Below are 23,482 nucleotides of genomic sequence, written 5' to 3'. Positions count from 1 at the left end.
TGTCAGGCCCCCTTCGCGAGCAGGCTCGCTCCCACAGGTGAGTGAGCACGTTCCGATGTGGGAGCGAGCCTGCTCGCGAAGGCGTCCTCATCTACACCCTCAAAACCTAAGTTTCCCGGACCTCAACCAACTGCCCCAACCGACTGCGTGTACGCGCCAGGTCGATGGCATCGCCGTCCAGGCTTTCACGCAACGAGCGTTGGCCGAGCAATACCAGATGCTTGTCCTGATCGTACAAAACGTCCACCAGATTGATGAAGCGCTGCTGGGCGGCAATCGAACAGTCGGCCAGGTTGGGCAGTTGCTCGATGATCCAGTGGTCGAAGCGCCGGCACAGTTCCAGATAATCCATGACCGCCGTGGGGTGGTCGCACAGATCGCTGAACGTGAAGCCGATGGTGCGTCCTTCGCAGTATCGGGCAGGCAGGTGGCGGGAGCCGACCGGCAGGGCAATGGCCGGTGCATCGGCGGGCGGCAGGTTCGAGGCCTGACGTTGTGCCTGCGTGGCGGGCCAGACATACCGCCCCTGGGTAAACAGTTGTTGCGCATGGGTTCTGGCCTGGCTGCGATAGTCGTGCGGCCCACCGACTTCCATCACCTGCATGCGCGCGTTGATCAGATCAATCACCGGCTTGAAGCGCGCGTGGTACAGCGGGTTGGGTAGCAGGCCTTCCGGTGGGTAGTTGGAGGTGACCAGCAGCAGGATGCCGCGACGGAACAACGCCTTGAACAACCGGGTGATCAGCATCGCATCGCCGATGTCGTGGACGTGGAATTCGTCGAAGCACAGCACCCGGCAATCGCGCAGCAACTCATCAAGCGTGGTCGCCAGTGCATCCGGCTGGTCGCGATGACGGAACATCCCTTGATGCAATCGGGCAAAAAATTCGTGGAAGTGCAGCCGTTGTTTTTCCGCAAGGGGGACAGCCTGGAAAAAGCCGTCGAGCAGCCAGCTCTTGCCGCGGCCTACCGCGCCGTGCAGATAAAGCCCCGGCAGGGTTTTCGCCCCGGCACCCAGCAGAGTCGTGGCGTGCTGCGCCATGCACTCGATCACGCGTTGCTGGCTATGGCTGAGGGTGTAGCCCTGGGAGTGGGCCTTGTGGTGAAAGTAGTCGTGGATGACCCGACCGCTTGCAACACCCTTGGCGGGTTCGGTAGAGGCCTTGCCGAAGAGGCGGCGCAGCGATGGCCAGCGCGGTGTAAGTCGCGAACGGTTGGGCGGTCGAACGGCCACTGTGATGTCACCCCGTTTTCTTCAGGCAGGCTGCTTGAGCCGCGGCGGCATAGTGTAACCAGAGGGGGTAATTTGCTTCCAGTTGTGTCGATGGGTTGAAGGCTTTATTAGACAGAATACTGCGGCCTGTACAGCTTATTTCGCGCTGCTATAGGTGTATTTACAGGTAAAGGCCATACGAAGTCCGGGCAGTTGCGCGCCGAGCCAGCGCAGCAGCGCTATAGATCTTCGCGTTGTCATTCAAAACCTGACAGTGCCTGGCGAAAATCAAGAGTAGGAGCGAGCCTGTTCGCGAAGGCGGTCTGACCTGCGGCATCGAAGTCGACTGACACGGCCCATTCGCGAGCAGGCTCGCTCCCACAGGGGGTATCAGTGGTCTACCGCTCGATACTGCGATTCCACCGCGCATTCCAGGCCGGTCGTTGTTCGTTGACCTGATCCCAATCCACCGCAATCGCCGTTTGCAGATACTGCTTCATCGCCTCGACCTGCCCGCGAGTGCGATCGGTGGTCGGCGTATTCGGGTTGGACGGGATCTGGTCGCCATCCTCAAGCGCCGCCGCTTGCGCTTCGGGCGTCAGCAGGAACGCCGCGAGCTTTTGCGCCAGTTCCGGCTGCGTGTTGTTGGCGATGGCGCATTCGGCGACGTTGAGCACCACGGCGCCTTCTTTCGGTTGGGCGTATTCCACCGGCATGCCCTTGAGCTTCAGCGCGGTGACCTGGGTCGGGGTCAGCGGAAACAGCGCCGCTTCGTCGGTCTGAAGCATTTCGGAGATCTTCGCCGAGCTTGGAATGTATTCCAGCACGTTACGCCCGACGCTGTTTGTCCAGGCCTTGAACCCCGGTTCGACATCGGTTTCGCTGCCGCCCTGAATCCGGTTGAACATCAGGAACCCATGCAGGCCGAAGGTGGAAGACGCCATCGACTGGAACACCAGTTTGTCCTTGAAACGCGGGTCTGCCATGTCCATCCATGAGGTCGGCGCGTTCCAACCCTTCTCCTTGAACAGGCGTGTGTTGTAGGCCAGGCCGGTGACACCGAGGCTCACAGCCACCGCCTCATCCTTGATCCGTCCCTTGGCCGGGATCTGCGCCAGGGGCGCGCTGTCCTGAAGTTTGTCGCACAGGCCCATGGCAATGGCGCGGTACATGATGCCGTCGTCAAGGAACATCACGTGCATCTGTGGGTTGCCCTTGCTGGCCTGGACCTTGGCCAAAATGTCGGCGGAGGTGCCGGGCACGATCACCACTTTGACGTTGTTGGCCTTTTCGAATGCCGGCAGCACCTTGTCGGCGTACAGCCGCTCCATGGTCCCGCCGTTCATGCCCAGGTAAAGCGTCGGCTCGGCGTGGGCCTGGGTGATGGTGAGCAGGGCGCTCATGCAGGACAAACCGAGCAGTGCGTTGCGTTTGAGGTTTTTCATTGGCGCGACCTTCCTCTATCAAGCTACGGAGATGGAGTGAAACCGGGTGATGGAAAACGCATCCAGCGGCGTCTTTGACGCGCCGCTACAGATGATCTCGGTGAGCGCCTGGCCCACCGCCGGGCCGATCTGGAAACCGGCGCCGGCAAAGCCGAACGCATGCAACAGACCAGGCTGGGTACGGCTGTGGCCGATCACCGGTTGGCGATCGGGCAGATAACCTTCGGTGCCGCTCCAGGTGCGAATCGCCTGGGCGCCTTCCAGAAACGGGTAGAGCTCGACCGCCTGACGCAGGATTTCCAGCACGGCGCCTTGGCCGGGGCGGGCACGGGCGTCGTCGAGGGCAAAGCCCTGGCCGCCGCCCAGCACGCAATTGCCGCGTGCGACCTGGCGTGCATAGATGCCGCCGCCTTCGACGCCGGTGCTGGCATTCATCACCAGCGGCAACGGCTCGGTGACCAGCATCGCCGGGTGTCCGGAGTGCATCGGCACCGGCTCGCCGAATTGCGCGGCCAGGCTGCCGGCCCAGGCTCCGGCGCAGTTCAACAGCCAGGGCGCGTGCAACTCGAGGCCTGTCTGGGTGCGCACGCGAAAGCGCTGGCCGTCGTGTTCCACGGCCGTGACCGCGCATTGCTCATGCACCTGCACACCATGGCGCCGCGCCGCCCGGGCAAAGGCCGGGGACACCAACCGCGGGTTGGCATGGCCGTCGTCCGGGCAGTACGAAGCGCCCACGGCCACCTCACCGACCCATGGAAAACGCCGCCGCAGTTCGGCACGATCAAGCACCTGCAAATCGAGACCGAAGCCCAGACTGCTGGTGGCATAGTCTTGCAAGGCTCGCAAGTCGTCGGGACTGCGGGCGAGTTTCAGGTGGCCGCTACGTTGGTACTCGCCGTCGATGCCAATCAACTGCGGCAGTTGCGCCCAGATGGCGTGGGAGCGTTGCGACAGTGGCAGTTGCGACAGCGGACGACCCTGGCGACGCACGCCGCCATAGTTCACGCCGCTGGAGTGCGAACCGCAAAAATCCCGCTCCAGTAGCACTACGCGACGCCCGGCCTTGCCAAGGAACAGCGCCGCCGAAGCACCGACGATGCCACCGCCGATGATCACTGCATCGACTTCGATCATGCTTCAATCTCCAGGCCGAAGGGCAGCGGCTTGATTGGTGCCTGGGCCCGCAGCCGGCCGATCTCGGACACGGCGCGCTGGCTCTGGCAGGCAATGATTTCCGCCGCGGCCGCGCCACACATCCGCCCTTGGCAACGACCCATGCCGATCCGGCAATGCGCCTTGACCCGATTGATTTCCCAATGGCCCTCGCGCACGACCTCACGAATGTCGCCGGCACGGACTTCTTCGCAACGGCAGACCATGACGTCATCGGCGATGCCGGCCGCCCAGTCTTCGGGGAAGACAAAAGCGCGTTCCAGACCCTGACGAAAATCGCCGATGCGTTCGAGGGCTTGTTCCAGGTGAGCGGCGCGTTGCGGCGCGATCAGGTAACCGATGTCTTCGAGCACCGCCAACGCGGCGCGCTCGCCGGCCATTTCCGCGGCGTCGGCGCCCATGATTCCGGCGCCGTCACCGGCCAGGTACACCTGGGCAACACTGCTGCGCCCGGCGGCGTCGCGTTGTGGCAGCCAGGCACGGTTGAGGGGGTTCCAGGCGAATTCACAACCGAGCAGGTCGGCGAGTTGGGTTTCACTGCGCAGGCCATGGGCAAAGGCGACGGCATCGCAGTCCAGTTGATATTCGCCTTTGGAATCGGACCAGATCAGCGCTTGCGCACGTTGTTCGCCCTCGACCCGTTTCAAGGTTGCGCCCTGATGCACCGGTATGCCGTGGGCGGTCAGCCAGCCTCGGTAATAGATGCCTTTGGCCAATGTGGCCGGTTGCGCCAACAGGTGGGGCAGGGCGCGGGCCTGGGCGCTGAAGGGCGAGCTGTCGAGCACCGCAATCACCTTGGCACCAGCCTTGGCGTATTGATAAGCGACCAGGTACAGCAACGGCCCGCTGCCGGCGAACACCACGCGCTCACCGATAGCGCAACCCTGGAACTTCAAGGCGATCTGCGCCGCGCCGAGGCTATAGACCCCGGGCAATGTCCAGCCCGGAACCGGCAGAATCCGGTCGGTGGCGCCAGTGGCGACAATCACCCGGGAAAATTCCAACCGCCCGGCACAGCCATCCTGCAAGGTATCGAGGGTGCCGTTCTCGGCGTTCCACACCAGGGTTTCGGGGCGGTAATCGAGCTGGTCGCGCAGCGTGTCGAGGGTCTGGTGCAGGGCGTTGGCCTTGCGCGCTTCGAAGCCATATAGCTTGACCGGCGAACGCTTGAAGTTGGCCGGCTGGCGTCGATAAATCTGCCCGCCACCGCGCGCGGCTTCGTCCAGCAGCACCGGGCGTACACCCTGTGCCACCAACGTCTGCGCGGCACGAATACCAGCAGGGCCGGCGCCGATGATAACCACAGGCTTCATACCCAACCCCTTGTGGGAGCTGGCTTGCCAGCGATGAGGGCGGCACATTCAACATTGATGCCGGCAGACAGGCCGCTATCGCTGGCAAGCCAGCTCCCACAGGGGATTGGGTTTCTGCAGATGGAATGGGTGTTCATATCACTCGTCCTGGTTCGCGGTTGATGTGCTGCCCGGCTTCAAGCAAGGTCGAACACGCACGCACCCGGCGACCATCGCCCAGCCGCACCCAACAGTCCTGGCAGGCGCCCATCAGGCAGAAACCGGCGCGGGGTTCGGCGCTGAAGTCGCTGCCGCGCAGGTGTTCGCTTAAGGTCAGTACCGCCGTCAGCACGGTGTCGCCGAGCAGGCCGCTGGCCGGTTGGCCGTCGAGGGTAAAGTCCAGGGCCGGGCGATCGCCTTCGGCCAGTCGTTTCAGCAGAGCCATGGCGCCCTCATTGTTTGCCCACCAGAACCCGATCCAGGCCATAGACCCGGTCGAGCAGAATCATGGTCAGCGCGGTCAGCGCAATGACCAGCGCCGACACCGCCGCCATCATCGGATCGATGGATTCGGTGGCGTAGACGTACATGCGCACCGGCAAGGTTTGGGTGGCCGGCGAGGTGACGAAGATCGACAGGGTGACCTCGTCGAAACTGTTGATGAACGCCAGCAACCACCCGCCGGCGACCCCCGGCAGAATCATCGGCAAGGTGATCTGGCGGAACAGCGTGAAGCGCCCGGCACCCAGGGATTGCGCGGCGTGTTCGGCGCTGCGGTCCAGACCAATGGCCGAGGCCAGCACCAACCGCAGTACATACGGAGTGATCACCAGCACATGGGCGAAGATCAGCCAGGCGAAGCTGCCGTTGACCCCCATCAGCGCAAACAAACGCAGCAACGCCACCCCCAGTACCAGGTGCGGAATGATGATCGGTGACAGAAACAGCCCGTTGAGAAAGTCCCGGCCGGGAAACTCGAAGCGGGTGATCGCCAGCGCCGCTGGCACCGCAATCAGCGTCGCCAGCGAGGCCGCACTGAACGCCAGGATCAGGCTGTTGTAAAACGCATCGACAAAGTCGGCGCGTTCGAACACAGCCCGGAACCAGCGCAGGGAAAACTCCGTGGTCGGCAGGCTCAGGGTGTTCTCCGGGGTGAAGGCCACCAGGCACACCACCACCAGCGGTGCGAGCATGAACAATACCACCAGGGTGTGAAACAGCAGGGCGAGAGGACCGTTCCTGGACATGACGAATTATCCCAATGACTTCTTGTAGCGGCCTTCGATCATGCGATTCCACGACAGCATGATCAGCAGGTTGATGAGCAGCAGGGCCACGGCGATCGCCGCGCCCATTGGCCAGTTGAGTTCCGACAGGTACTGGTCGTAGATCAGCGTGGCGACCATCTTCAGGCGGCGTCCGCCGAGCAGGCCGGGAATGGCGAAGGAGCTGGCGGCAAGGCCGAACACGATCAAGGTGCCGGACAAGATGCCGGGCATGACTTGAGGCAACACCACTTTGCGAATCACCGTGAAATGGCTGGCGCCCAGTGACAGCGCGGCTTGTTCGGCGGCCGGGTCAAGTTTTTGCAGCGAGGTCCAGACCGGGATGATCATGAACGGCAGCATCACGTGAACCAGCGCAATCACCACCGCGAACGGCGTGTAGAGCAGCTTCATCGGCGAGCCGCCGAAGGCTTGCAGGGTCTGGTTGACCAGGCCGTCGGCGCCGAGCAGCAGGCTCCAGCCGAAGGCGCGCACCACCACCGAAATCAGCAGCGGGGTGAGGATCAGGATCAGGAAAATCGAGCGCCACGGGGTACCCATACGGCTGAGGATGTAGGCCTCGGGCACGCCGATCAGCACGCAAAGCAGAGTGGTCAGTGCGCTGATCCACAGGGTTCGCAGAAAGATCTCGTAGAAATACGGATCGCCCAACAGACTGCCGTAGTGGTCAACGGTGTAGGCGTTCCCGTTGATCCCCGAGCTGTAGTCGAAAACGTTGAACGACAACACCAGGGTCAGCGCCAACGGGATCACCAACAGCCCGAGGTACAAGGCCAGGGCCGGTGCCGACAGCCAGTAACCCTGGCGCCCCTGGCGGATGGCGGCGAGCGTACTCATGCCGTCACCTCGTCGGCAGTCAGCACCCGCAAAAGCGCGGTGTCCCAATCCAGACCCACCGCCGTGCCTTCATTCAGCGGCGCCGAGCCGTCGTTGCGGCGCACCACGCACAGCTCGCCCAGGATCGTCGACACGCCGTACAGCCATTGACTGCCAAGAAAGAAGCGGCTGCTGACCTTGCCTTGCAGACGCCCGTGGCCTGCGTCGCGCAGATCAATTTTTTCCGGACGCAGGCTCAGAGTCAGCTCGCCATCGCCACGGCTGCACACCTGAACCACGCCAGCCCTGTCGCGTTCACCGGGCAGCAGATTGGCCTTGCCGACGAATCCGGAAATAAATTCGGTGCGCGGGTGTTCGTAGAGGGTGTAAGGCGCGTCGATCTGGGTGATACGCCCGGCCTGCATCACCACCACGCGGTCGCTGATGGACAGTGCTTCGGACTGGTCGTGGGTGACCATCAGCGTGGTGATGCCGACTTCACGCTGGATGCGGCGGATTTCGAACTGCATCTCTTCGCGCAGGTTGGCGTCGAGGTTGGACAGCGGCTCATCGAGCAACAACACCGGCGGCTGGATCACCAGCGCCCGGGCCAGGGCAACACGCTGACGCTGGCCGCCGGAAAGCTCCCGTGGGTAACGCTCGGCGTGCTGGTGCAGGCGTACCAGTTTCAGCACTCGCTCGACTCGCTGCTGGAGCTCGGCATTTGGCACCTTGCGCATGCGCAGGCCGAAGGCGACGTTGTCCTTGACGGTCATGTGCGGGAACAGCGCGTAGCTCTGGAACACCACGCCCAGGCCACGGCTGGCGGGTTTGGCGTGGGTGATGTCGCGACCGTCGAGCACGATGCGCCCGCTGGTGACTTCGACGAAGCCGGCGATCATTTGCAGGGTGGTGGTTTTACCGCATCCGGAGGGGCCGAGCAGGGAAACGAATTCGCCTTTCTCCACCGAGAGGTCGGTGGCGACCACGGCGTCTATCTCACCGTAGCGTTTGCCGAGTTTTTCAAGTTGCACAAAAGCCATGACTGCGCCTCCACCTGAGATTGTTATGCGTCGCCCGAAGGCGCGCTTTTTTGTATGGGCAGATACGAAAGCGTGTTGCCGGGGGGGCGTTGGCGCTCGACTTGAGTCGGCTGCCGTTGTTGTTCGAATCGCCCCTGTATGGACGCAGATTAGGACGAAGACTAGGATAGGCTCAATGGCCTATTTCACTGAATCGACCACTATTTTCAGTTTCATTCGGTGAGTAAATTAAATAGCGAGAAAACTCATGTCGGATTCCATTGAGCGGAATGAAAACAAAAATGAAGTCGGTGTGGGCGCTGTCTCAAGGCTGTTTGCGGTGTTGCGGGCGCTGGGCGATACCGTCGAAGGCGGCGAGCGCGTGACGCAACTGGCGCAGCACATCGGCTTGTCGCAACCGACCACTCACCGCTTGCTGCGCAGCCTGATGGACGAGGGCATGGTCGAACAGGATGCGCGCAGCAAACGCTATCGGCTGAGCCTGGATTTTTTCGCCCTGGCTGCCCGCGCAGGCAACAGCGGCAACCTGCGCGAACTGGTGCGCCCGGCATTGCTGCGGCTGTCAGCGTCGTTGGGCGATTCGCTGTTCCTGCTGGCGCGTAGCGGCTTCGATGCGATTTGCTTGGACCGCAGTGAAGGACCGTTTCCGATCCGCACCTTCACCGGTGATATCGGTGGCCGAGTGGCACTGGGTGTGGGGCAGGGTAGCCTGGCGATTCTGGCGTTTCTGCCGGAGGAGGAACGCGACACGGTGATTCACTACAACTTGCCGCGGCTCAAGGATTTCCATCTGTACGACGAGGTGTTCCTGCGTTCGGAAGTCGAGAACGTGCGCAAGCTCGGCTACGCCGGGCGCAACACCGGTGTGCTGCAGGGCATGGCCGGGGTGGCGGTGCCGATTCTCGATCGTGAGGGGCGGGCGGTGGCGGCGTTGAGCGTGGCGACGGTAAGCGATCGCCTGGGACCGGATCGCCTGCCGACGGTGGTGGACATGCTCAAGCGCGAAGCGGCGTTGATCGGGCCGAGGATCAATCCGTTTGATCCATTGCTGCGGCGACCTTCGCAAGTGTTCGGACAGACCTGAAGTTTGCGCAGACCCCTGTGGGAGCGAGCCTGCTCGCGAAGACGGCGGCACATGCAGCAGAGATGGAGGCTGACAGACAGCCTTCGCGAGCAGGCTCGCTCCCACAACAGTTGGGTGACAGCCGCGGTTTTTGTGTCCGGCACAGAACCCCTGTGGGAGCGAGCCTGCTCGCGAAGGCGGTGTGTCAGGCTACTTTAATGGCGACTGGCACACCCTGTTCGCGAGCAGGCTCGCTCCCACAGAAAAGCGCTTCCCACAGGGATGGGGTTGGTCAGAACCGAGTGGTCTGCCTGAGCATCCGCGCCGCCGGCGCATCCGCCGGGCTGACCATCGCATAGTTGTAGCCACCCCCGGACCAATACTCGGCCTGCAACCCGCCATCACTGCGACTGCCCCTGGGCAACAGGAAATTCTTCGGTCCCGGCGGTCGCACGTAGAAGCTGATTTTGTGCCCGCCCTGATCTTCGTACACCACCATCGCCGCGGGCCCTTGCTCGGTGCTGAGCAAGCGCCCGCTCACCGGTTTGAACCCGGCACCGGTGAGGTCGGGCAAGCGATTGGCCTGGGTGAAGTAACGATCGAGCCAACCCTGCATGTCGCCGTCATTCCCAGCCTTGTAGTCCGCCGGCAACAGCCCCTGCTCGGCTATCAGACGGTAAGCCTGCATGGCGTCGGCCATCGGTTGCGCGGCGCTGAGAAGGGTCATTTCCCGGGCCTTCCAACCGCTGAACCCGCCGACGCTGACGGCGATCAGCAACACCGCGGCGCTGGCCAGGTGGCGTCGGGACTGGCGCTTCATGCGCTGGCGGATCTGCGCCGGATCGAGGTCCGGGTTGGCCGGTTGCTGCAAGGCGCCGCTCAGGGCCGCGCGCAGTTGCTGGGCGTCCTGCTGCCAGGCGCGTACTTGTGCGCAAATCTGCGGGTTGCTGGCGAGAAACGTCTCCACCCGATGTCGGTCGTCGTCGCTGAGCTGGTGGTCGACGTAAGCGTGCAGGTCGCGTTCGCTGGGGGGCATGCTGATCATTTGAGTCTCCGCAGGGCAGGGCGGGTGATTTCGCCATCGCTGAGTTGGCGCAGGGCCTGGCGGGCCCGGGACAGGCGGGACATCACGGTGCCGGTGGGTACGTCGAGAATCTCGGCGACCTCTTTGTAACTCAAGCCTTCCACCGACACCCACAACAGCAGCGCGCGCTGTTCGGTGGGCAATTGATCGAAGGCGTTGAGGGTCGATTGGGCGATCACGCTGCGCTCTACCGAAGGCTGCGCATCGTCGCGCCCGGTAAAGAATTCGAGCATTCGCGCATAGCGTCGGGAGCTTCGGTGAGCATCAAGAAACTGACGATAGAGAATCGCAAACAGCCAGGCGCGCAAATCGCCCTCGACGCGTTTATCTCCCCAACTCGACAGCGCGCGCTCCAGACACGACTGCACCAGATCGTCGGCGCTGCTGGAGTTGCGCGTCAGCGAAACGGCAAAGCGACGCAATCTGGGAATGATTTCTCGCAGTTGTTCGTCGATATCGTTCATGAATTTCTGGTTACTCACTACGCTTTGAACCAGGAAGACGCTTGGCGTGGGAGGTTATTCCACGCCCGAAAAAATAAATACCGCGCCAGGGAATAAACCGTCGCGCGGTTCGTCTGCCTGGTTCTTCTCACTTGTGGCCGATGGCCCTGGAGTCTTTCATGGTAGATCGATCATCACCGCCACCCTTGAGTGCCGCGAGCCTGACGTTACGTCTGGCCGGCATTGCCGTGGTCATCGCGGTCGTGGCCGGAGCGTTTGCCTACGTCAACGGCACCCTGGACCCACAGCGCCTGACGCCGAAAAAACTGATCAATGTGCTGGAAACCAACAACGGCGTGCACCCCGGATTCCGGCGCAATCACTCCAAGGGTGTGTGCGTGATCGGCCATTTCGAGAGCAGCGGCGAGGCACGCAGTTATTCCACCGCACAGGTATTCAACGCGGCGCGCACGCCGGTGGTTGGCCGTTTCGCCTTGCCGGCGGGTAATCCCTATGCGCCGGATAGCGCTGTGCCGATCCGCAGCCTGGCGCTGCGCTTCAATCAGGCCAACGGCCAGCAGTGGCGTACCGGGATGAACAGCATGCCAGTGTTTCCCGTTGGCACGCCTGAGGCGTTTTATCAATTGCAGCAGGCGCAGTCGCCGCTGCCTTCGACCGGCAAACCGGACCCGGCGGCGGTGCCGGCGTTCTTCGGTTCGCACCCGGAAGCCGGGCCGTTTTTGGCCTGGATCAAGACCGCCAAACCCTCAGCCAGTTACGTGACGGAAACTTACAACAGCGTCAACGCGTTTTATCTGGTCAACGCCGCCGGGCAGCGGCAAGCGGTGCGCTGGAGCATGGTGCCGCAGGCGGTGGACGCGCCGGGTGCCACGGCTCCGGAGGGCAGCGATTTCCTCGAGAAGGACCTGGATCAGCGGATCGCCGCCGGCCCGCTGCGCTTTCAGTTGAACATCACCCTGGCCAACCCTGGCGATCCAGTCAACGACGCCAGCAAGGCCTGGCCCGAGGGGCGCAAGGTATTGAACGCCGGCACCCTGGTACTGGAAAAATCCCAGCCGCAACTCAACGGCGAGTGCCGCGATATCAACTACGACCCGCTGGTGCTGCCGGCCGGCATCGAAGGTTCCGACGACCCGTTGCTCGCCGCTCGTTCAGCCGGCTACGCCACGTCCTACCTGCGTCGCACCAGCGAAGTCAGCCAGTTGCCCGCTGCCAAACAGGAGGCCCAGCAATGAGCACTCAACCTAACCATTTCGCTCCCCTGGCGCGCCTGCTGCACTGGCTGATGGCACTGATGATCATCGCCATGCTGTTTATCGGCGCGGGGATGGTCGCCTCGGTGTCCGAACGCCATGAATGGCTGATCAACCTGCACAAGCCTTTGGGTGTGGCGATTCTGTTGCTGGTGATCGTGCGGCTTTTGGTGCGTTTCTCCACGCAACAGCCGCCGTTGCCCGCCGATCTGCCGGGTTGGCAGGCGCTGGCGGCCAAGGCGTCCCATGTGCTGCTGTACGCCTTGATGCTGATTCTGCCATTGCTTGGTTGGGCGATGATTTCCGCGTCCGGTGAACCGGTGATGCTCAGCAGTTCGTTGCAATTGCCCTCGATCGTGCCGGCCGATGCGCAGGTGTTTGCGTTCCTGCGCAAGGCTCATGGGTATCTGGCGTATTTGTTGTTTTTGACGGTGTTGCTGCATTTGGCGGCGGCTTTGTTTCACGGGTGGGTGCGCCGAGATGGCGTGCTCGACAGCATGCTGCGGGGTAAGGATCGCGGTTGATCGATAGAAAGTAAAAAACTGTGGGAGCGAGCTTGCTCGCGATCACGGTGTCACATTCAGCATCTCTGCTGACTGATGCGCCGCTATCGCGAGCAGGCTCGCTCCCACAGGTTCGTGGTTTGCACTGAAACAGGTGGGGCTGCACACCAGGCATGCAGCCTTCGGGGCTGGATCAGCGCAACGCGTCGACCATCTCGGCAACAGTGGTCAACACATCCTTCCCCAACTGCTTCGAACGCTTGCCCGACCAGCCGGTCTCCGCGTTCGGGTGGTCGTCATGATCCTTGAACGGCATTTCCAGGGTCAGCGACAGGCAGTCGTACTTCTGGCCAACGGCGTTGCAGGCCAGGGTCATGTTGGCCTGGCCCGGTTCGTCTCGGGTATAGCCGTGCTTGGTCTGGAAGTCCTTGGTGGTTTTCTTCAGGTGGCTGCGGAAGTGCTCTTCGAGTTTTTCGATCCGTGGCGTGTAACCCGGATTACCTTCGCAAGCGGCGGTGAAGACGTGGGGGATTTCCTCGTCGCCGTGGATGTCGAGGAACAGGTCGACGCCGTACTTTTCCATCTGCTGCTGGACGAAAAAGACTTCCGGGCTGATCTCCGGGCTGGCGCTCTGCCAGGCACGATTCAGGTCCTGGCCCATGGCGTTGGTGCGCAGGTGGCCGTGGAAAGCACCGTCCGGGTTCATGTTCGGCACCAGGTACAGGTCGGCGCTGGCCAGCAGTTTGTTCAGTACCGGGTCGTCGTGTTTTTCCAGGCGTTCGATGACGCCTTCCATGAACCACTCGGCCATGTGTTCGCCCGGATGTTGCTGGGCAATCATCCAAACCTTGCGCCGGCCTTCGGCACCGGTGCCTTTGCGCAGCAACTGAATGTCGCGACCCTCAACGCTCTTGCCAGTGGCCAGCAGTTCAGTGCCGGCCTTGGTCAGTGCTTGCTCGATCAGCCAGTCGTGGCGGCCACGGCTGTAGGGTTCGAAGTAGGCGAACCAGGCGTGGGTTTGCGTGGCTTCAAGGCAGAAACGCAGGCAGTCGCCTTCGAAGATGGTCGGCACCTGGAACCAGTTGACGTGATCGTAGGAGGCTCTGGCCTGATAACCGTCCCAGGCCTTGTTGTACGAAGACTGGCTGGCATTGTTCAGACGAAACCAGTGCTCCTGGCCGACATGCAGGCCGCTGGCCTTGAAGTGGAACCATTGAAAATGGCTGCTTTTGGTATCGGGACGGATGGCCAGCAGGGGTTTGAGCGGGTCGCTGACATCGATCACCTGGATGTTGCCGCTGTCGAAGTTGGCACTGATGTCGAGAGTTTTAGCCACGGTCAGGGTTCCTGATTAAGATTTTTATGGCGGCTACTTTACACGCAAGAGAAGGGGGCTGGCAGCGGAGAAAAATCGTTTCACCGGCCATGCCGAAGTTTGGCTTCGCGGCTCGAAATTCACCTTCACTGCATTGCCACTGGCCGTGTTACTGCCCGCACCGTTTTGTGGCGCTTTGGTTACACCCTGGTTCATTTCAACTCGTTTCCGTCCGGCCCCCATGGCGACTATCGGCCTTCCTGATTTCAGCTAAATCAATTCAATCAAAGACCTGCACGCTCTGCGCCGAACCTGGCACGCAATGTGCCTTTTTGGCTTTATGGATAATTGGATACAAAAATACAAAAGGTGCACCCGATGAAATTCGCCCCTGTCTACGCCGAGCGCCAGCCCGTTACCGCCGAGGAGGAGGCTTACAACTTTCTCCTGGAAGCCATCTGCAAAGGACGTTACCGCACCGGTGAGCGGCTGATTGCCGAGGACATCGCCGGGGAAATCGGCATGAGCCGCATGCCGGTGCGTGAAGCGTTCCGGCGTCTGGATGCCGACGGCCTGGTGACGCTACGGCCAAACCGCGGCGCCATCGTGCGCGGCCTGAACATCGAGGAAATGCGCGAGGTGTTCGAGATGCGCAGCGCCCTTGAAGGCCTGGCCATTCGAGTTGCGGTGACGAAAATCACCGAGCGTCAATTCAGTCATCTGGAGCGCTTGCTCGATGAGATGGACGACTATCGCGAAGACGGCGCCGAGTGGGTCAGCCGCCATCGCGCCTTTCATGAATATCTGTGCAGCCTGAGTGAACGTCCGCGCCTGATGCGGCAGATTTCGGCGCTGTATTCGGTGATCGAGCCGCACATGCGCCTGTGGCTGCAACACGCCGACAAACCCCGCAGCGCCCGGGACGAACACGCCTCGATCATCGACGCACTGCGTTCGGGCGACCCGGACAAAGCCGCCGCCGTAGTGTGCGAGCACATCGAGGGCACCATTCCGCGACTTATTCAGTTTCTCGAAGCCCACCAATAGAAGAACAACCAGCCAACTGGAGTCATGCACCATGCACAAGCCTTGCGCGTTAGTTGCCGTGTTCACCTTGAGTCTGTGTTCGCAATGGGCGCTCGCCGCCCCCGAGTTACCCGAGCGACTGAGCAAGAGCGAGAAGATCGTCTATTGCTCCGGCATGGACTCGCCACCGCTGGTGTCGTTTGACATGAAGCAGAAACCGGTCGGGCTGCAGGTCGACATGGGGGAAGCGATCGCCAAGCGTCTGGGGGACAAGAAGGTCGAATGGCGCATCTCGCCCTTCGCCGGATTGATCCCGGCTCTGCTGGCGCAGCAGTGCGACATGATCGTCGATCAGTTGTTCGATAAACCCGAACGCCGCGAGGTGATCGACATCGTCAACTTTATGTATTCCAGCCAATCGATCGTGGTGCCCAAGGGCAATCCAAAAGCGGTGAGTACCCTGGAGGACCTGTCCGGGCTCAAGGTCGCGGTCAGTAACGGTTCGACCATCCGTGTGCTGCTGGGCAAGGAAAACGAGAAGCTCGAAGCGGCTGGCAAGGCGCCGATGAAACTGGTGGTGTACAACGTCGATGCCGACGCCTTTCAGGCCTTGCGCATCAATCAGGTGGATGCCTTCGGTACCACGGTCGAGTCCGCCGGACATTATCAGCAACTGGCCCCGGACCTGTTCCAGTCGGCAGTACCGGCGTTCAATCGCATCCTCACCGGTTTTGGCGTGCGCAAGAGCGATCCACAGCTGACAGTGGCCTTGACCGAAGTCCTGCAAGGCATGCGCGCCGACGGCAGTTACGCCGCGCTCCTCAGTAAATGGCATGTCGACAGCGACAAACTGGACTGAGGGCAAACCTGATGAACTTCAATTGGGATGTGTTCTGGCAGTACCTGTTGCAGCCCAGCGATGTCTACCTGACGGGGCTGTGGCTGACCTGCCTGATCAGCGTTTCGGCGATGTTGCTCGGTTGCGTCCTGGGGCTGATCGCCGCGCTGATGAAGCTGTCGAGCAACCCGCTCTTGCAGTATCCGGTGCGCTTTTATGTCTGGCTGATGCGCGGTACGCCACTGCTGGTACAGATCGTTTTTCTGTACACGGCATTGGCGGCGGGGGGCATTTTCCGCTTTGAGGACCTGGACCTTGGCTGGATCGTCGTGCCCGGCAACATTCAGGCCGCGATCATCGCGTTGGGACTGAATGAAGGCGCGTACATGGCCGAGATCATCCGTGCCGGTATCGGCGCGGTGGACAAGGGGCAGTACGAAGCCGGGCGTTCATTGGGCATGACCTTTCCCAAGCTGATGCGGCGTGTCGTGTTGCCACAGGCGTTCCGGGTGATCGTGCCACCGCTGGGCAACGAGTTCAACGTGATGCTGAAAAACACCACGCTGGTCAGCGTCATCGGGGTTCAGGAGCTGCTGCTCAGTACGCAAATGGTGACGTCGGCGACCTTCAGGGTGTTCGAGTTGTATCTGGTCGTGGCTATTTACTTCCTGGCCTTGACCACACTCTGGGGCTTTTTCCAGCGCTGGCTCGAAACCCGCTTCGGTCAGTCGGACCGTCCGGCGCCGGCGGCCAGCCGGATGTTCGGGCGCAACACCATGAAACTGTTGAGGGGGCGTTGAGATGGCACACATGAGTGAAGAACTGGTCATCGAAGCGCTGGATATTCACAAGTCCTTCGGTGACCTGGAAATACTCAAGGGCATTTCCCTGCAAGTGCGGCGCGGTGAAGTGGTGGTGTTGATCGGTGCCTCCGGGTCCGGCAAAACCACCTTCATCCGCTGCATCAACCTGCTGGAAGACATTCAGTCCGGGCAGATTCGCGTCGCCGGTCAGCCGATGGGTTATCGCACCCGCGCCGATGGCAGCCTGGCCCGCGACTCGGAGCGCAACATCGCTCGCCAGCGGCGGGACATCGGCATGGTGTTTCAGCGCTTCAATCTGTTCCCGCATATGACCGCCCTGGAAAACATTATCGAAGCACCGATCCATGTGCTGGGCGTGCCGCGCGCGGCGGCGGTGGAGCAGGCGCGGGCACTGCTCAAGCGGGTAGGGTTGGCGGAGAAGGCCGATCACTATCCATCGATGTTGTCCGGTGGCCAGCAACAGCGGGTGGCCATTGCCCGGGCGCTGGCCATGAAGCCCCAGGCGATGCTGTTCGACGAACCCACCAGCGCACTTGATCCGGAGACGGTGGGTGAAGTGCTGCAAGTGATGAAGGAACTGGCCGAAGAGGGCATGACCATGGTCGTGGTGACCCACGAAATGGGTTTCGCCCGCGAGGTGGCCGACCGGGTGGTGGTGCTCGATCAGGGCGAGCTGATCGAGCAAGGCCCGCCCGAACAGATCTTCAGCCAGCCCAGTCATGCCCGTACGCGGGCGTTTCTCAGTCGCGTGTTGTGAACCCGTCAAAAATCTTTGTGTGAGTCTGCCATGTTCAAATTTTCCGCCCATGAATACCCCTACGCCTCACAACGTCAAAGTGTCTTCGCCAAACGCGGTATGGTCGCCGCCTCTCAGCCATTGGCCGCCGAAGCAGGCATCGAAATCATGCGGCGCGGCGGTAACGCTATCGATGCGGCCATCGCCACGGCCGCGGCGCTGACCGTGGTTGAACCCACCGGTTGCGGCATCGGCGGCGATGCCTTTGCGCTGGTCTGGACGCAAAACAAGTTGCACGGCTTGAACGCCAACGGCGCGGCCCCCCAGGCCTTGAGCATCGAGGCGGTGAAAGCCGCCGGTCATGACAAGATGCCTTTGCATGGCTGGACGCCGGTGACGGTTCCGGGCTGTCCGTCTGCCTGGGCGGAGCTGTCCACGCGTTTCGGTCGACTGCCCTTTGCCGATTTGCTGCAACCGGCCATCAGTCTGGCGCGGGAGGGTTTTCCGGTGTCGCCGGTGGTTGCCCTGCAATGGCAGACCGCGCTGGAGGATTTCAGCCAAGATAACAGCAGGGATCGCAGCGACGTGCTTGAGAGCTGGTTCGACACCTTTCTGATTGACGGCCGCGCGCCCCGTGCCGGTGAACTGTTCCGCAACCCGGCCCAGGCACGCACCTTGAGTGAACTGGCAGCCACCGGTTGCGAGAGTTTCTATCGTGGCGCCCTGGCGCAACGGCTGGATGCGCATTCGCGGGCCACGGGCGGCTATTTGCGCGCCAGCGACCTGCAGGATTACCGCGCGCAATGGGTGGACCCGATCAAGGTCAACTACCGCGGTGTCGATGTCTGGGAGATTCCACCGAGCGGCCAGGGACTCGTGGCATTGATGACCCTGAAGATTCTCGAGGGCTTCGATTTCGATCACCGTGACAGCCAGCAAACCTGGCACCGTCAGCTCGAAGCCATGAAACTCGCTTACTGCGATGGCTTGCACTACATCACGGACCCGGAACATATGCGGGTCGCCGTGGACGACTTGCTGAGCGACCACTATGCGGTCCATCGCCGGGCGCAGATCGGCGAACGGGCCGTGGCGCCGCAGCCGGGCGATCCCCACGCCAGCGGCACCGTGTACCTGGCCACCGCCGACGCCGAAGGCAACATGGTGTCCTTCATCCAGAGCAACTATCACGGCTTCGGTTCCGGCGTGGTGTTGCCCGACAGCGGTATCGCCCTGCAAAACCGGGGTGAAGAGTTCAGTCTTGATCCCGCGCATTCCAATTGCCTGGCGCCGGGCAAAAAGACCTTCCACACCATCATTCCCGGGTTCCTCAGCAAGGACGGAGAGGCGATGGGACCCTTCGGTGTGATGGGCGGTTACATGCAACCGCAAGGGCACGTGCAGATGGTGATGAACCTGGTGGATTTCGGGCTCAACCCGCAAGCGGCCCTCGATGCGCCGCGCTGGCAATGGCTGGGCGGACTGAAGGTCGGTATTGAGCAGGACGCTTCGCGAGACATGGCGGCGGCATTGGCTCGGCGTGGGCATGAGGTCGAGGTGGCTTGCGATCTCACCAGTTACGGTCGCGGGCAAATCATCCTGCGCGACCCTGAAACCGGGGTGCTTTGTGGCGGGACCGAGCCGCGAACGGATTCGCATATTGCTGTGTATTGAGGGGAGAGAGGGGCGGCAAGGGCATTCGGTCTTTGCCTGCCTTGCAGCGATGGATCATCGCCGGGGACAAGTCGCGGACGAAGGAAAAACGGGGGGCGTCCTCCCTGACGCTGACGCAGCTTAGAGATTATGCGATTGATTCTCAAGTGCTATTTGCCATTAGTTTGCCTTAATGATTAAAGGCTTCTCTTGCCAACAAATATTCTTTTGATATCATCCGCGCCATCGAATTTGCGGCACCTACAGACTTCATTAGCCTGAAGCCATAAGCCAGAAAACTGGCAAAAAAAGACCCGGCAAAAAGCCGGGTCAAAAACCGTGATTAGCCTGATGAGGAGATAGTCCAGGAGACCGACCTAAGGTCCCTGGTCCATCGACTGATCTCGCGACCAGCTGATGCAATAATAATCATTCTCGTTTGCAAGTCAAATGATTTTATCTGCGCGATTGGAAAATTCTTTCCCGTCCTCTCTTTTTTTGCAGCTTCGCTTCAACCGTTCTGATATCTCTCCAGTGACCGATCCACCATGGCCTTGGCCATGTCGATCATATGCACCGTCGAAAATGCCAGGTCCCGGTTCGTCCCCTGCAGATGACTGGCTGACTCGCAGGCCGTGGCGGCGGCGCATCGCAGCAGGTCCGTGGCATGGACCAGTGCCTCCTCGCAGCTGATGTTGCGGTTCACATCAAAGAAACGTGCCTCGACCACTTCCTCTGAAACAGCCGGTTTCAGGTAGTAGTCCAATGCGCGCTGGGCAGCGGCCGAACCTTGGGGCGAGGTGAGGGAGGTGTCGATTTGCATATCAGGCAATTCGTTGGCGGGTTGGGTCATGGTGATGGCAAGCTCCGTGATAGATTCAGATCCGTGAAGTCATCCTAGTACGATCTGTATTTGTGACCATAATTTAAATACTACAATTTGTGTTTTGATGGCCGGAGTCCACCACGTATCGTGCCGCCCATGGATAAATGGATTGAATTGGTCAAGGCCAAGATGAGTGAGCTCAAAGTCACTCAAGAAATACTCGCCGACCGCCTCGGGATGTCCCAGGGCGGCGTGGGTCACTGGCTGAATAAACGTCGCGAGCCTGGCGTGGAAAACATGAACCGGGTGTTGAAGGCGCTCGGCATGGACTTTCTCGAAGTGGCTTTGGTCATTCGCGAGCCTTTGGACTCACAGGAAGACGGGATTTCCCTGACGCAGAAGTACAATCCGTACTTCCGCTACCCGGTCAGTGACTGGCGGGAAACCGGAGAAGTCCGCGATGGGGAGCTGGCACAGTATCGTTTCGAACTGTCCGACTATCACGCTCAGGGCGCGGCCTTCTGGTTGACGGTCACGGGTGATGCGATGACCGCACCCAGTGGCCTGAGCATCGCCGAGGGCATGTTGATCCTGGTGGACCCGGATGTGGAAGCCGTACCTGGCAAGCTGGTGATCGCGCAATGGCCCAGCAGCAGCGAGGCGATTTTTCGCAAATTGATCGAAGAGGGCGGGCAGCGTTACCTGGTCCCGCTCAATCCGACGTATCCGAAAGCCCTTTACACCCAAGAGTGCCGTATCATCGGCGTGGTGGTTCAGGCGACAGCCAAATTCTGATCAGAACGCCCCTGGGGGCGTTCTTCATTTCACGCCTCTTCCAACTCGACCAGCGCACTGCCTTCGCTGACCATCTCGCCTTCCTGGCAATACAGTGCCTTGATCACACCGGCATGGGGCGCGCGAATGCTGTGCTCCATCTTCATCGCTTCGAGTACCACCAGTTGTGCCCCGGCCTCGACCGTTTGCCCGGCTTCCACCAGCACGCGCACGATGCTGCCGTTCATGGGGGCGGTCAGCCCGCCGTGATGGCTGTGACTGGCCTCGACGGCGCTGATCGGGTCGTAGGACTCGATGCGGTGCAGTTCACCTTCCCATTGCAGATAAACGAAGTCACCACGGCGGATAGCCCGATGCTGGCGGCGCACGCCGTCGTGCTCCGTCAGCAAATGCTCGCCTTTGAGCTGTGCGCTGCGGGCATTGGCGGCGCCCAACGTCAATGCGCGGTCCTGGCCTTCACAACTCAGGTGCAGGGTGATTTCCGTCGGCAGGCCAGCCCGAAAACCATTGCTGTTGGCCCAAGGCGAACTTGGATCATCGGCGCGCGGTGAACGCGGCTGGCTCTGGGCAAACGACTGGGCGGCGGCTTGCCAGAACTCATCGCTGAGCTCGGCCGGTGCAGGCAGCAGTTGTTCCTGATAGCGCGGAATGAACCCGGTATCCAGTTCCGCCGAAGCAAACGCCGGATGCGCAATGATGCGGCGCAGGAAGTTGATGTTGGTCTTGAGCCCGCCGATGGCGAACTCGTCCAGCATGCTCAGCAGTCGCAAGCGCGCCTGTTCACGGTCCTCGCCCCAGGCAATCAGTTTGCCGAGCATCGGGTCGTAGAACGGCGAAATCTCGTCGCCTTCCTCGACACCACTGTCCACGCGACGACCCGCACCCGGCGCGGATTCGCGGTACAACTCCAGACGCCCGGTCGCCGGCAGGAAGTCGTTGCCCGGGTCCTCGGCATAGAGCCGCACTTCAATCGCATGGCCGTTCAGCGGCACCTGATCCTGGGTCATCGGCAATGCTTCGCCACGGGCCACGCGAATCTGCCAGGCCACCAGGTCGAGACCGGTGATGGCTTCAGTGACCGGGTGTTCGACCTGCAGGCGGGTGTTCATCTCCATGAAGAAGAATTCGCCACGGGCATCGAGCAAAAATTCCACGGTGCCGGCACCGACGTAACCGATGGCTTGCGCCGAACGCACGGCGGCTTCGCCCATGGCGCGGCGCAGTTCCGGGCTCAGGCCGGGGGCTGGCGCCTCTTCGACGACTTTCTGGTGTCGTCGTTGAATCGAGCAGTCACGTTCGTTGAGGTACAGGCAATTGCCGTGTTGATCGGCGAACACCTGGATTTCCACATGACGGGGTTTGAGCAGGTACTTCTCCACCAGCATCCGCGAATCGCCGAACGACGACAGGGCTTCACGCTGGGCCGAGGCCAGGGCTTCGGCCAATTGGCTGACATCCTCGACGACTTTCATGCCTTTACCGCCGCCACCGGCCGTGGCCTTGAGCAGCACCGGGTAGCCGATGCGTTCGCAGGCGTCGCGGAAGGTGTCGAGGTCTTGAGCCTCGCCGTGATAACCCGGTACCAGCGGCACGCCGGCGGTTTCCATCAGCGCTTTGGCCGCCGACTTGCTGCCCATGGCGTCGATGGCCGAGGCGGGCGGGCCGAGGAAAATCAGGCCGGCCGCTTCGATCGCGCGGGCGAACCCGGCGTTCTCCGATAAAAAGCCATAACCGGGGTGGATCGCCTGGGCGCCGCTGGCCTTGGCGGCAGCGATCAATTTGTCGATTTGCAGGTAGCTGTCAGCGGCCTTGCTGCCACCGAGATCGACGCGAATGTCGGCCTCGCGGCTGTGCCGGGCGTCACGGTCGGTGGCGCTGTGCACGGCCACGGTGGTCAGGCCCAGGGCCTTGGCGGTGCGCATCACCCGGCAAGCGATTTCGCCACGGTTGGCCACCAGCAGGGTAGTGAGGACAGGTGCGCTCATCAATGCGGCTCCTTGGGGGTGATTTCGGCTTGCCAGCTCGGCGGACGTTTTTGCAGAAAGGCGCGCAGGCCTTCCTGACCTTCAGGGCTGACGCGGATGCGGGCGATGGCGTTTTCGGTGTAGCGACGTAGCGCCGGATTCAGCGAACCGTCGCCGACTTCACGCAGCAAGTCTTTGCTGGCGCGCATGGCTGCCGGGCTGTTGAGCAGCAGATTGTCGATCCACTGCTCGATTTTCTGTTCCAGCTCGTGGGCCGGATAGCTCTCCGATAACAAGCCCAGTTCCCGTGCCCGTTGCCCGCCGAAGCGCTCGGCGGTCAAGGCATAGCGCCGGGTGGCGCGCTCGCCGATGGCTTGCACCACGAACGGGCTGATCACCGCCGGTGCCAGGCCGATGCGCACTTCCGACAGGCAGAACTGCGCATCATCGGCGCCGATGGCCATGTCGCAGCAGCTGATCAGGCCCAGCGCCCCGCCAAAGGCCGCACCCTGCACCACCGCCAGGGTCGGGACTTTCAGTTTGGCCAGGTTGTACATCAACTCCGCCAGTTCCCGGGCGTCGTCGAGGTTGGTGTGGTAATCGAGTTCGGCCGATTGCTGCATCCACGCCAGGTCGGCGCCGGCGCTGAAATGCTTGCCGCGGCCACGCACCAGCAGAAAGCGCAGGCCGGCATCGCTCGACACCTGGTCCAGGGCAAGGATCAGTTCGCGGATCATTTCGGCGTTGAACGCGTTGTTCTTTTCTTCGCGGCTGAGCCACAGGGTCGCAAAACCCCGTGGGTCGGTCAGCAGTTCGAGGGTGTTGAAGTCGCTCATTTCTTCCGTTCTCCACGGTCCTTGTGGGAGCGAG

Annotated in this window: 23 protein-coding genes; 9 read left to right on the top strand and 14 right to left on the bottom strand. The window is 61.7% G+C overall.

Annotation, left to right across the window (positions count from 1 at the left end):
• Positions 1–106: 106 nt before the first annotated feature.
• From zapE to CKW21_RS04255, 8 genes are all read right to left on the bottom strand, one after another.
• Entirely contained in the window at positions 107–1,234 is a 1,128-nt protein-coding gene (zapE, locus tag CKW21_RS04290) for a cell division protein ZapE (protein ID WP_095192773.1), read from the bottom strand.
• Between the two features lie 377 nt (positions 1,235–1,611).
• Positions 1,612–2,658 carry an ABC transporter substrate-binding protein gene (locus CKW21_RS04285; RefSeq protein ID WP_095192772.1) on the bottom strand — a complete coding sequence of 349 codons (1,047 nt, stop codon included), beginning with the start codon at positions 2,656–2,658 and terminating at the stop codon, positions 1,612–1,614.
• Positions 2,659–2,676: 18 nt separating this feature from the next.
• Positions 2,677–3,792 (bottom strand): FAD-binding oxidoreductase, encoded by a 1,116-nt coding sequence (locus CKW21_RS04280; RefSeq protein ID WP_095192771.1) that lies wholly within the window; start codon positions 3,790–3,792, stop codon positions 2,677–2,679.
• Positions 3,789–5,144: an NAD(P)/FAD-dependent oxidoreductase gene (locus CKW21_RS04275; RefSeq protein ID WP_095192770.1), complete on the bottom strand. Its 1,356-nt coding sequence runs from the start codon at positions 5,142–5,144 to the stop codon at positions 3,789–3,791. The genes CKW21_RS04280 and CKW21_RS04275 overlap by 4 nt, the downstream gene beginning before the upstream one ends.
• 133 nt (positions 5,145–5,277) lie before the next feature.
• Positions 5,278–5,568 carry a (2Fe-2S)-binding protein gene (locus tag CKW21_RS04270; protein ID WP_095192769.1) on the bottom strand — a complete coding sequence of 97 codons (291 nt, stop codon included), beginning with the start codon at positions 5,566–5,568 and terminating at the stop codon, positions 5,278–5,280.
• Between the two features lie 7 nt (positions 5,569–5,575).
• A complete protein-coding gene (locus tag CKW21_RS04265) occupies positions 5,576–6,370 on the bottom strand; it encodes an ABC transporter permease (protein ID WP_095192768.1) in 795 nt (264 codons plus the stop codon).
• 6 nt (positions 6,371–6,376) lie between these two features.
• Positions 6,377–7,246, bottom strand: coding sequence for an ABC transporter permease (locus CKW21_RS04260; protein ID WP_095192767.1), 870 nt, complete (start codon positions 7,244–7,246; stop codon positions 6,377–6,379).
• The gene (locus tag CKW21_RS04255) at positions 7,243–8,268 is read right to left on the bottom strand and encodes an ABC transporter ATP-binding protein (RefSeq protein WP_095192766.1); all 1,026 of its coding nucleotides are present in this window, start codon (positions 8,266–8,268) and stop codon (positions 7,243–7,245) included. The genes CKW21_RS04260 and CKW21_RS04255 overlap by 4 nt, the downstream gene beginning before the upstream one ends.
• A gap of 247 nt (positions 8,269–8,515) precedes the next feature.
• Between CKW21_RS04255 and CKW21_RS04250 the strand changes: the two genes are divergently transcribed.
• Positions 8,516–9,352: an IclR family transcriptional regulator gene (locus CKW21_RS04250; protein WP_095192765.1), complete on the top strand. Its 837-nt coding sequence runs from the start codon at positions 8,516–8,518 to the stop codon at positions 9,350–9,352.
• Between the two features lie 271 nt (positions 9,353–9,623).
• Here the strand turns inward: CKW21_RS04250 and CKW21_RS04245 are convergent, their stop codons facing one another.
• Positions 9,624–10,376, bottom strand: coding sequence for an anti-sigma factor (locus CKW21_RS04245; RefSeq protein WP_095192764.1), 753 nt, complete (start codon positions 10,374–10,376; stop codon positions 9,624–9,626).
• Positions 10,373–10,879, bottom strand: a complete 507-nt coding sequence (locus CKW21_RS04240; protein WP_095192763.1) for a sigma-70 family RNA polymerase sigma factor — start codon at positions 10,877–10,879, stop codon at positions 10,373–10,375. The genes CKW21_RS04245 and CKW21_RS04240 overlap by 4 nt, the downstream gene beginning before the upstream one ends.
• A gap of 158 nt (positions 10,880–11,037) precedes the next feature.
• Between CKW21_RS04240 and CKW21_RS04235 the strand changes: the two genes are divergently transcribed.
• Together CKW21_RS04235 and CKW21_RS04230 are read left to right on the top strand one after the other, a co-directional pair.
• The gene (locus tag CKW21_RS04235) at positions 11,038–12,114 is read left to right on the top strand and encodes a catalase family peroxidase (RefSeq protein WP_095192762.1); all 1,077 of its coding nucleotides are present in this window, start codon (positions 11,038–11,040) and stop codon (positions 12,112–12,114) included.
• Complete coding sequence (locus CKW21_RS04230) at positions 12,111–12,656, top strand: cytochrome b (RefSeq protein WP_095192761.1); 546 nt, start codon at positions 12,111–12,113, stop codon at positions 12,654–12,656. Before CKW21_RS04235 ends, CKW21_RS04230 begins: the two co-directional genes overlap by 4 nt.
• Before the next feature lie 172 nt (positions 12,657–12,828).
• On the opposite strand, the gene CKW21_RS04225 is transcribed toward CKW21_RS04230, so the two are convergent.
• The gene (locus tag CKW21_RS04225) at positions 12,829–13,977 is read right to left on the bottom strand and encodes a M14-type cytosolic carboxypeptidase (RefSeq protein WP_095192760.1); all 1,149 of its coding nucleotides are present in this window, start codon (positions 13,975–13,977) and stop codon (positions 12,829–12,831) included.
• Positions 13,978–14,328: 351 nt separating this feature from the next.
• Here CKW21_RS04225 and CKW21_RS04220 point away from each other — a divergent pair, with 351 nt between their 5' ends.
• The 5 genes from CKW21_RS04220 to CKW21_RS04200 are packed head-to-tail and all read left to right on the top strand — an operon-like array spanning position 14,329 to position 19,048.
• Positions 14,329–14,997: a GntR family transcriptional regulator gene (locus CKW21_RS04220; RefSeq protein WP_095192759.1), complete on the top strand. Its 669-nt coding sequence runs from the start codon at positions 14,329–14,331 to the stop codon at positions 14,995–14,997.
• A 31-nt stretch (positions 14,998–15,028) separates the two neighbouring features.
• Positions 15,029–15,835, top strand: a complete 807-nt coding sequence (locus CKW21_RS04215) for an ABC transporter substrate-binding protein (protein ID WP_095192758.1) — start codon at positions 15,029–15,031, stop codon at positions 15,833–15,835.
• An 11-nt stretch (positions 15,836–15,846) separates the two neighbouring features.
• A complete protein-coding gene (locus CKW21_RS04210; protein ID WP_095192757.1) occupies positions 15,847–16,614 on the top strand; it encodes an amino acid ABC transporter permease in 768 nt (255 codons plus the stop codon).
• Position 16,615: 1 nt separating this feature from the next.
• Positions 16,616–17,395, top strand: a complete 780-nt coding sequence (locus tag CKW21_RS04205; protein WP_095192756.1) for an amino acid ABC transporter ATP-binding protein — start codon at positions 16,616–16,618, stop codon at positions 17,393–17,395.
• A gap of 30 nt (positions 17,396–17,425) precedes the next feature.
• The gene (locus tag CKW21_RS04200) at positions 17,426–19,048 is read left to right on the top strand and encodes a gamma-glutamyltransferase family protein (protein ID WP_095192755.1); all 1,623 of its coding nucleotides are present in this window, start codon (positions 17,426–17,428) and stop codon (positions 19,046–19,048) included.
• Positions 19,049–19,538: 490 nt separating this feature from the next.
• Here CKW21_RS04200 and CKW21_RS04195 read toward each other — a convergent pair whose 3' ends face one another.
• A complete protein-coding gene (locus CKW21_RS04195; protein WP_095192754.1) occupies positions 19,539–19,880 on the bottom strand; it encodes a DUF6124 family protein in 342 nt (113 codons plus the stop codon).
• Positions 19,881–20,009: 129 nt separating this feature from the next.
• Here CKW21_RS04195 and CKW21_RS04190 point away from each other — a divergent pair, with 129 nt between their 5' ends.
• On the top strand, positions 20,010–20,648 hold the full coding sequence (locus CKW21_RS04190) for a LexA family transcriptional regulator (RefSeq protein ID WP_095192753.1): 639 nt from the start codon (positions 20,010–20,012) through the stop codon (positions 20,646–20,648).
• A 29-nt stretch (positions 20,649–20,677) separates the two neighbouring features.
• On the opposite strand, the gene CKW21_RS04185 is transcribed toward CKW21_RS04190, so the two are convergent.
• Both CKW21_RS04185 and CKW21_RS04180 read right to left on the bottom strand, forming a co-directional pair.
• A complete protein-coding gene (locus CKW21_RS04185) occupies positions 20,678–22,633 on the bottom strand; it encodes an acetyl/propionyl/methylcrotonyl-CoA carboxylase subunit alpha (RefSeq protein ID WP_095192752.1) in 1,956 nt (651 codons plus the stop codon).
• Positions 22,633–23,448, bottom strand: a complete 816-nt coding sequence (locus CKW21_RS04180; protein WP_095192751.1) for a gamma-carboxygeranoyl-CoA hydratase — start codon at positions 23,446–23,448, stop codon at positions 22,633–22,635. Before CKW21_RS04180 ends, CKW21_RS04185 begins: the two co-directional genes overlap by 1 nt.
• Positions 23,449–23,482 lie beyond the last annotated feature (34 nt).

It is taken from the genome of Pseudomonas sp. Irchel 3A7 (assembly GCF_900187565.1).
Classification (GTDB): Bacteria; Pseudomonadota; Gammaproteobacteria; order Pseudomonadales; family Pseudomonadaceae; genus Aquipseudomonas.
This window is presented reverse-complemented; position numbering and strand designations above follow the sequence as displayed.

Coding starts and splice junctions, on each gene's coding strand:
- CKW21_RS04235 (WP_095192762.1), top strand. CDS start 11,038: ATGGTAGATCGATCATCACCGCCACCCTTGAGTGCCGCGAGCCTGACG.
- CKW21_RS04210 (WP_095192757.1), top strand. CDS start 15,847: ATGAACTTCAATTGGGATGTGTTCTGGCAGTACCTGTTGCAGCCCAGC.
- CKW21_RS04205 (WP_095192756.1), top strand. CDS start 16,616: ATGGCACACATGAGTGAAGAACTGGTCATCGAAGCGCTGGATATTCAC.
- CKW21_RS04230 (WP_095192761.1), top strand. CDS start 12,111: ATGAGCACTCAACCTAACCATTTCGCTCCCCTGGCGCGCCTGCTGCAC.
- CKW21_RS04240 (WP_095192763.1), bottom strand. CDS start 10,879: ATGAACGATATCGACGAACAACTGCGAGAAATCATTCCCAGATTGCGT.
- CKW21_RS04270 (WP_095192769.1), bottom strand. CDS start 5,568: ATGGCTCTGCTGAAACGACTGGCCGAAGGCGATCGCCCGGCCCTGGAC.
- CKW21_RS04250 (WP_095192765.1), top strand. CDS start 8,516: ATGTCGGATTCCATTGAGCGGAATGAAAACAAAAATGAAGTCGGTGTG.
- CKW21_RS04215 (WP_095192758.1), top strand. CDS start 15,029: ATGCACAAGCCTTGCGCGTTAGTTGCCGTGTTCACCTTGAGTCTGTGT.
- CKW21_RS04275 (WP_095192770.1), bottom strand. CDS start 5,144: ATGAAGCCTGTGGTTATCATCGGCGCCGGCCCTGCTGGTATTCGTGCC.
- CKW21_RS04185 (WP_095192752.1), bottom strand. CDS start 22,633: ATGAGCGCACCTGTCCTCACTACCCTGCTGGTGGCCAACCGTGGCGAA.
- CKW21_RS04200 (WP_095192755.1), top strand. CDS start 17,426: ATGTTCAAATTTTCCGCCCATGAATACCCCTACGCCTCACAACGTCAA.
- CKW21_RS04280 (WP_095192771.1), bottom strand. CDS start 3,792: ATGATCGAAGTCGATGCAGTGATCATCGGCGGTGGCATCGTCGGTGCT.
- CKW21_RS04220 (WP_095192759.1), top strand. CDS start 14,329: ATGAAATTCGCCCCTGTCTACGCCGAGCGCCAGCCCGTTACCGCCGAG.
- CKW21_RS04195 (WP_095192754.1), bottom strand. CDS start 19,880: ATGACCCAACCCGCCAACGAATTGCCTGATATGCAAATCGACACCTCC.
- CKW21_RS04285 (WP_095192772.1), bottom strand. CDS start 2,658: ATGAAAAACCTCAAACGCAACGCACTGCTCGGTTTGTCCTGCATGAGC.
- CKW21_RS04190 (WP_095192753.1), top strand. CDS start 20,010: ATGGATAAATGGATTGAATTGGTCAAGGCCAAGATGAGTGAGCTCAAA.
- CKW21_RS04245 (WP_095192764.1), bottom strand. CDS start 10,376: ATGATCAGCATGCCCCCCAGCGAACGCGACCTGCACGCTTACGTCGAC.
- CKW21_RS04255 (WP_095192766.1), bottom strand. CDS start 8,268: ATGGCTTTTGTGCAACTTGAAAAACTCGGCAAACGCTACGGTGAGATA.
- CKW21_RS04180 (WP_095192751.1), bottom strand. CDS start 23,448: ATGAGCGACTTCAACACCCTCGAACTGCTGACCGACCCACGGGGTTTT.
- CKW21_RS04260 (WP_095192767.1), bottom strand. CDS start 7,246: ATGAGTACGCTCGCCGCCATCCGCCAGGGGCGCCAGGGTTACTGGCTG.
- CKW21_RS04265 (WP_095192768.1), bottom strand. CDS start 6,370: ATGTCCAGGAACGGTCCTCTCGCCCTGCTGTTTCACACCCTGGTGGTA.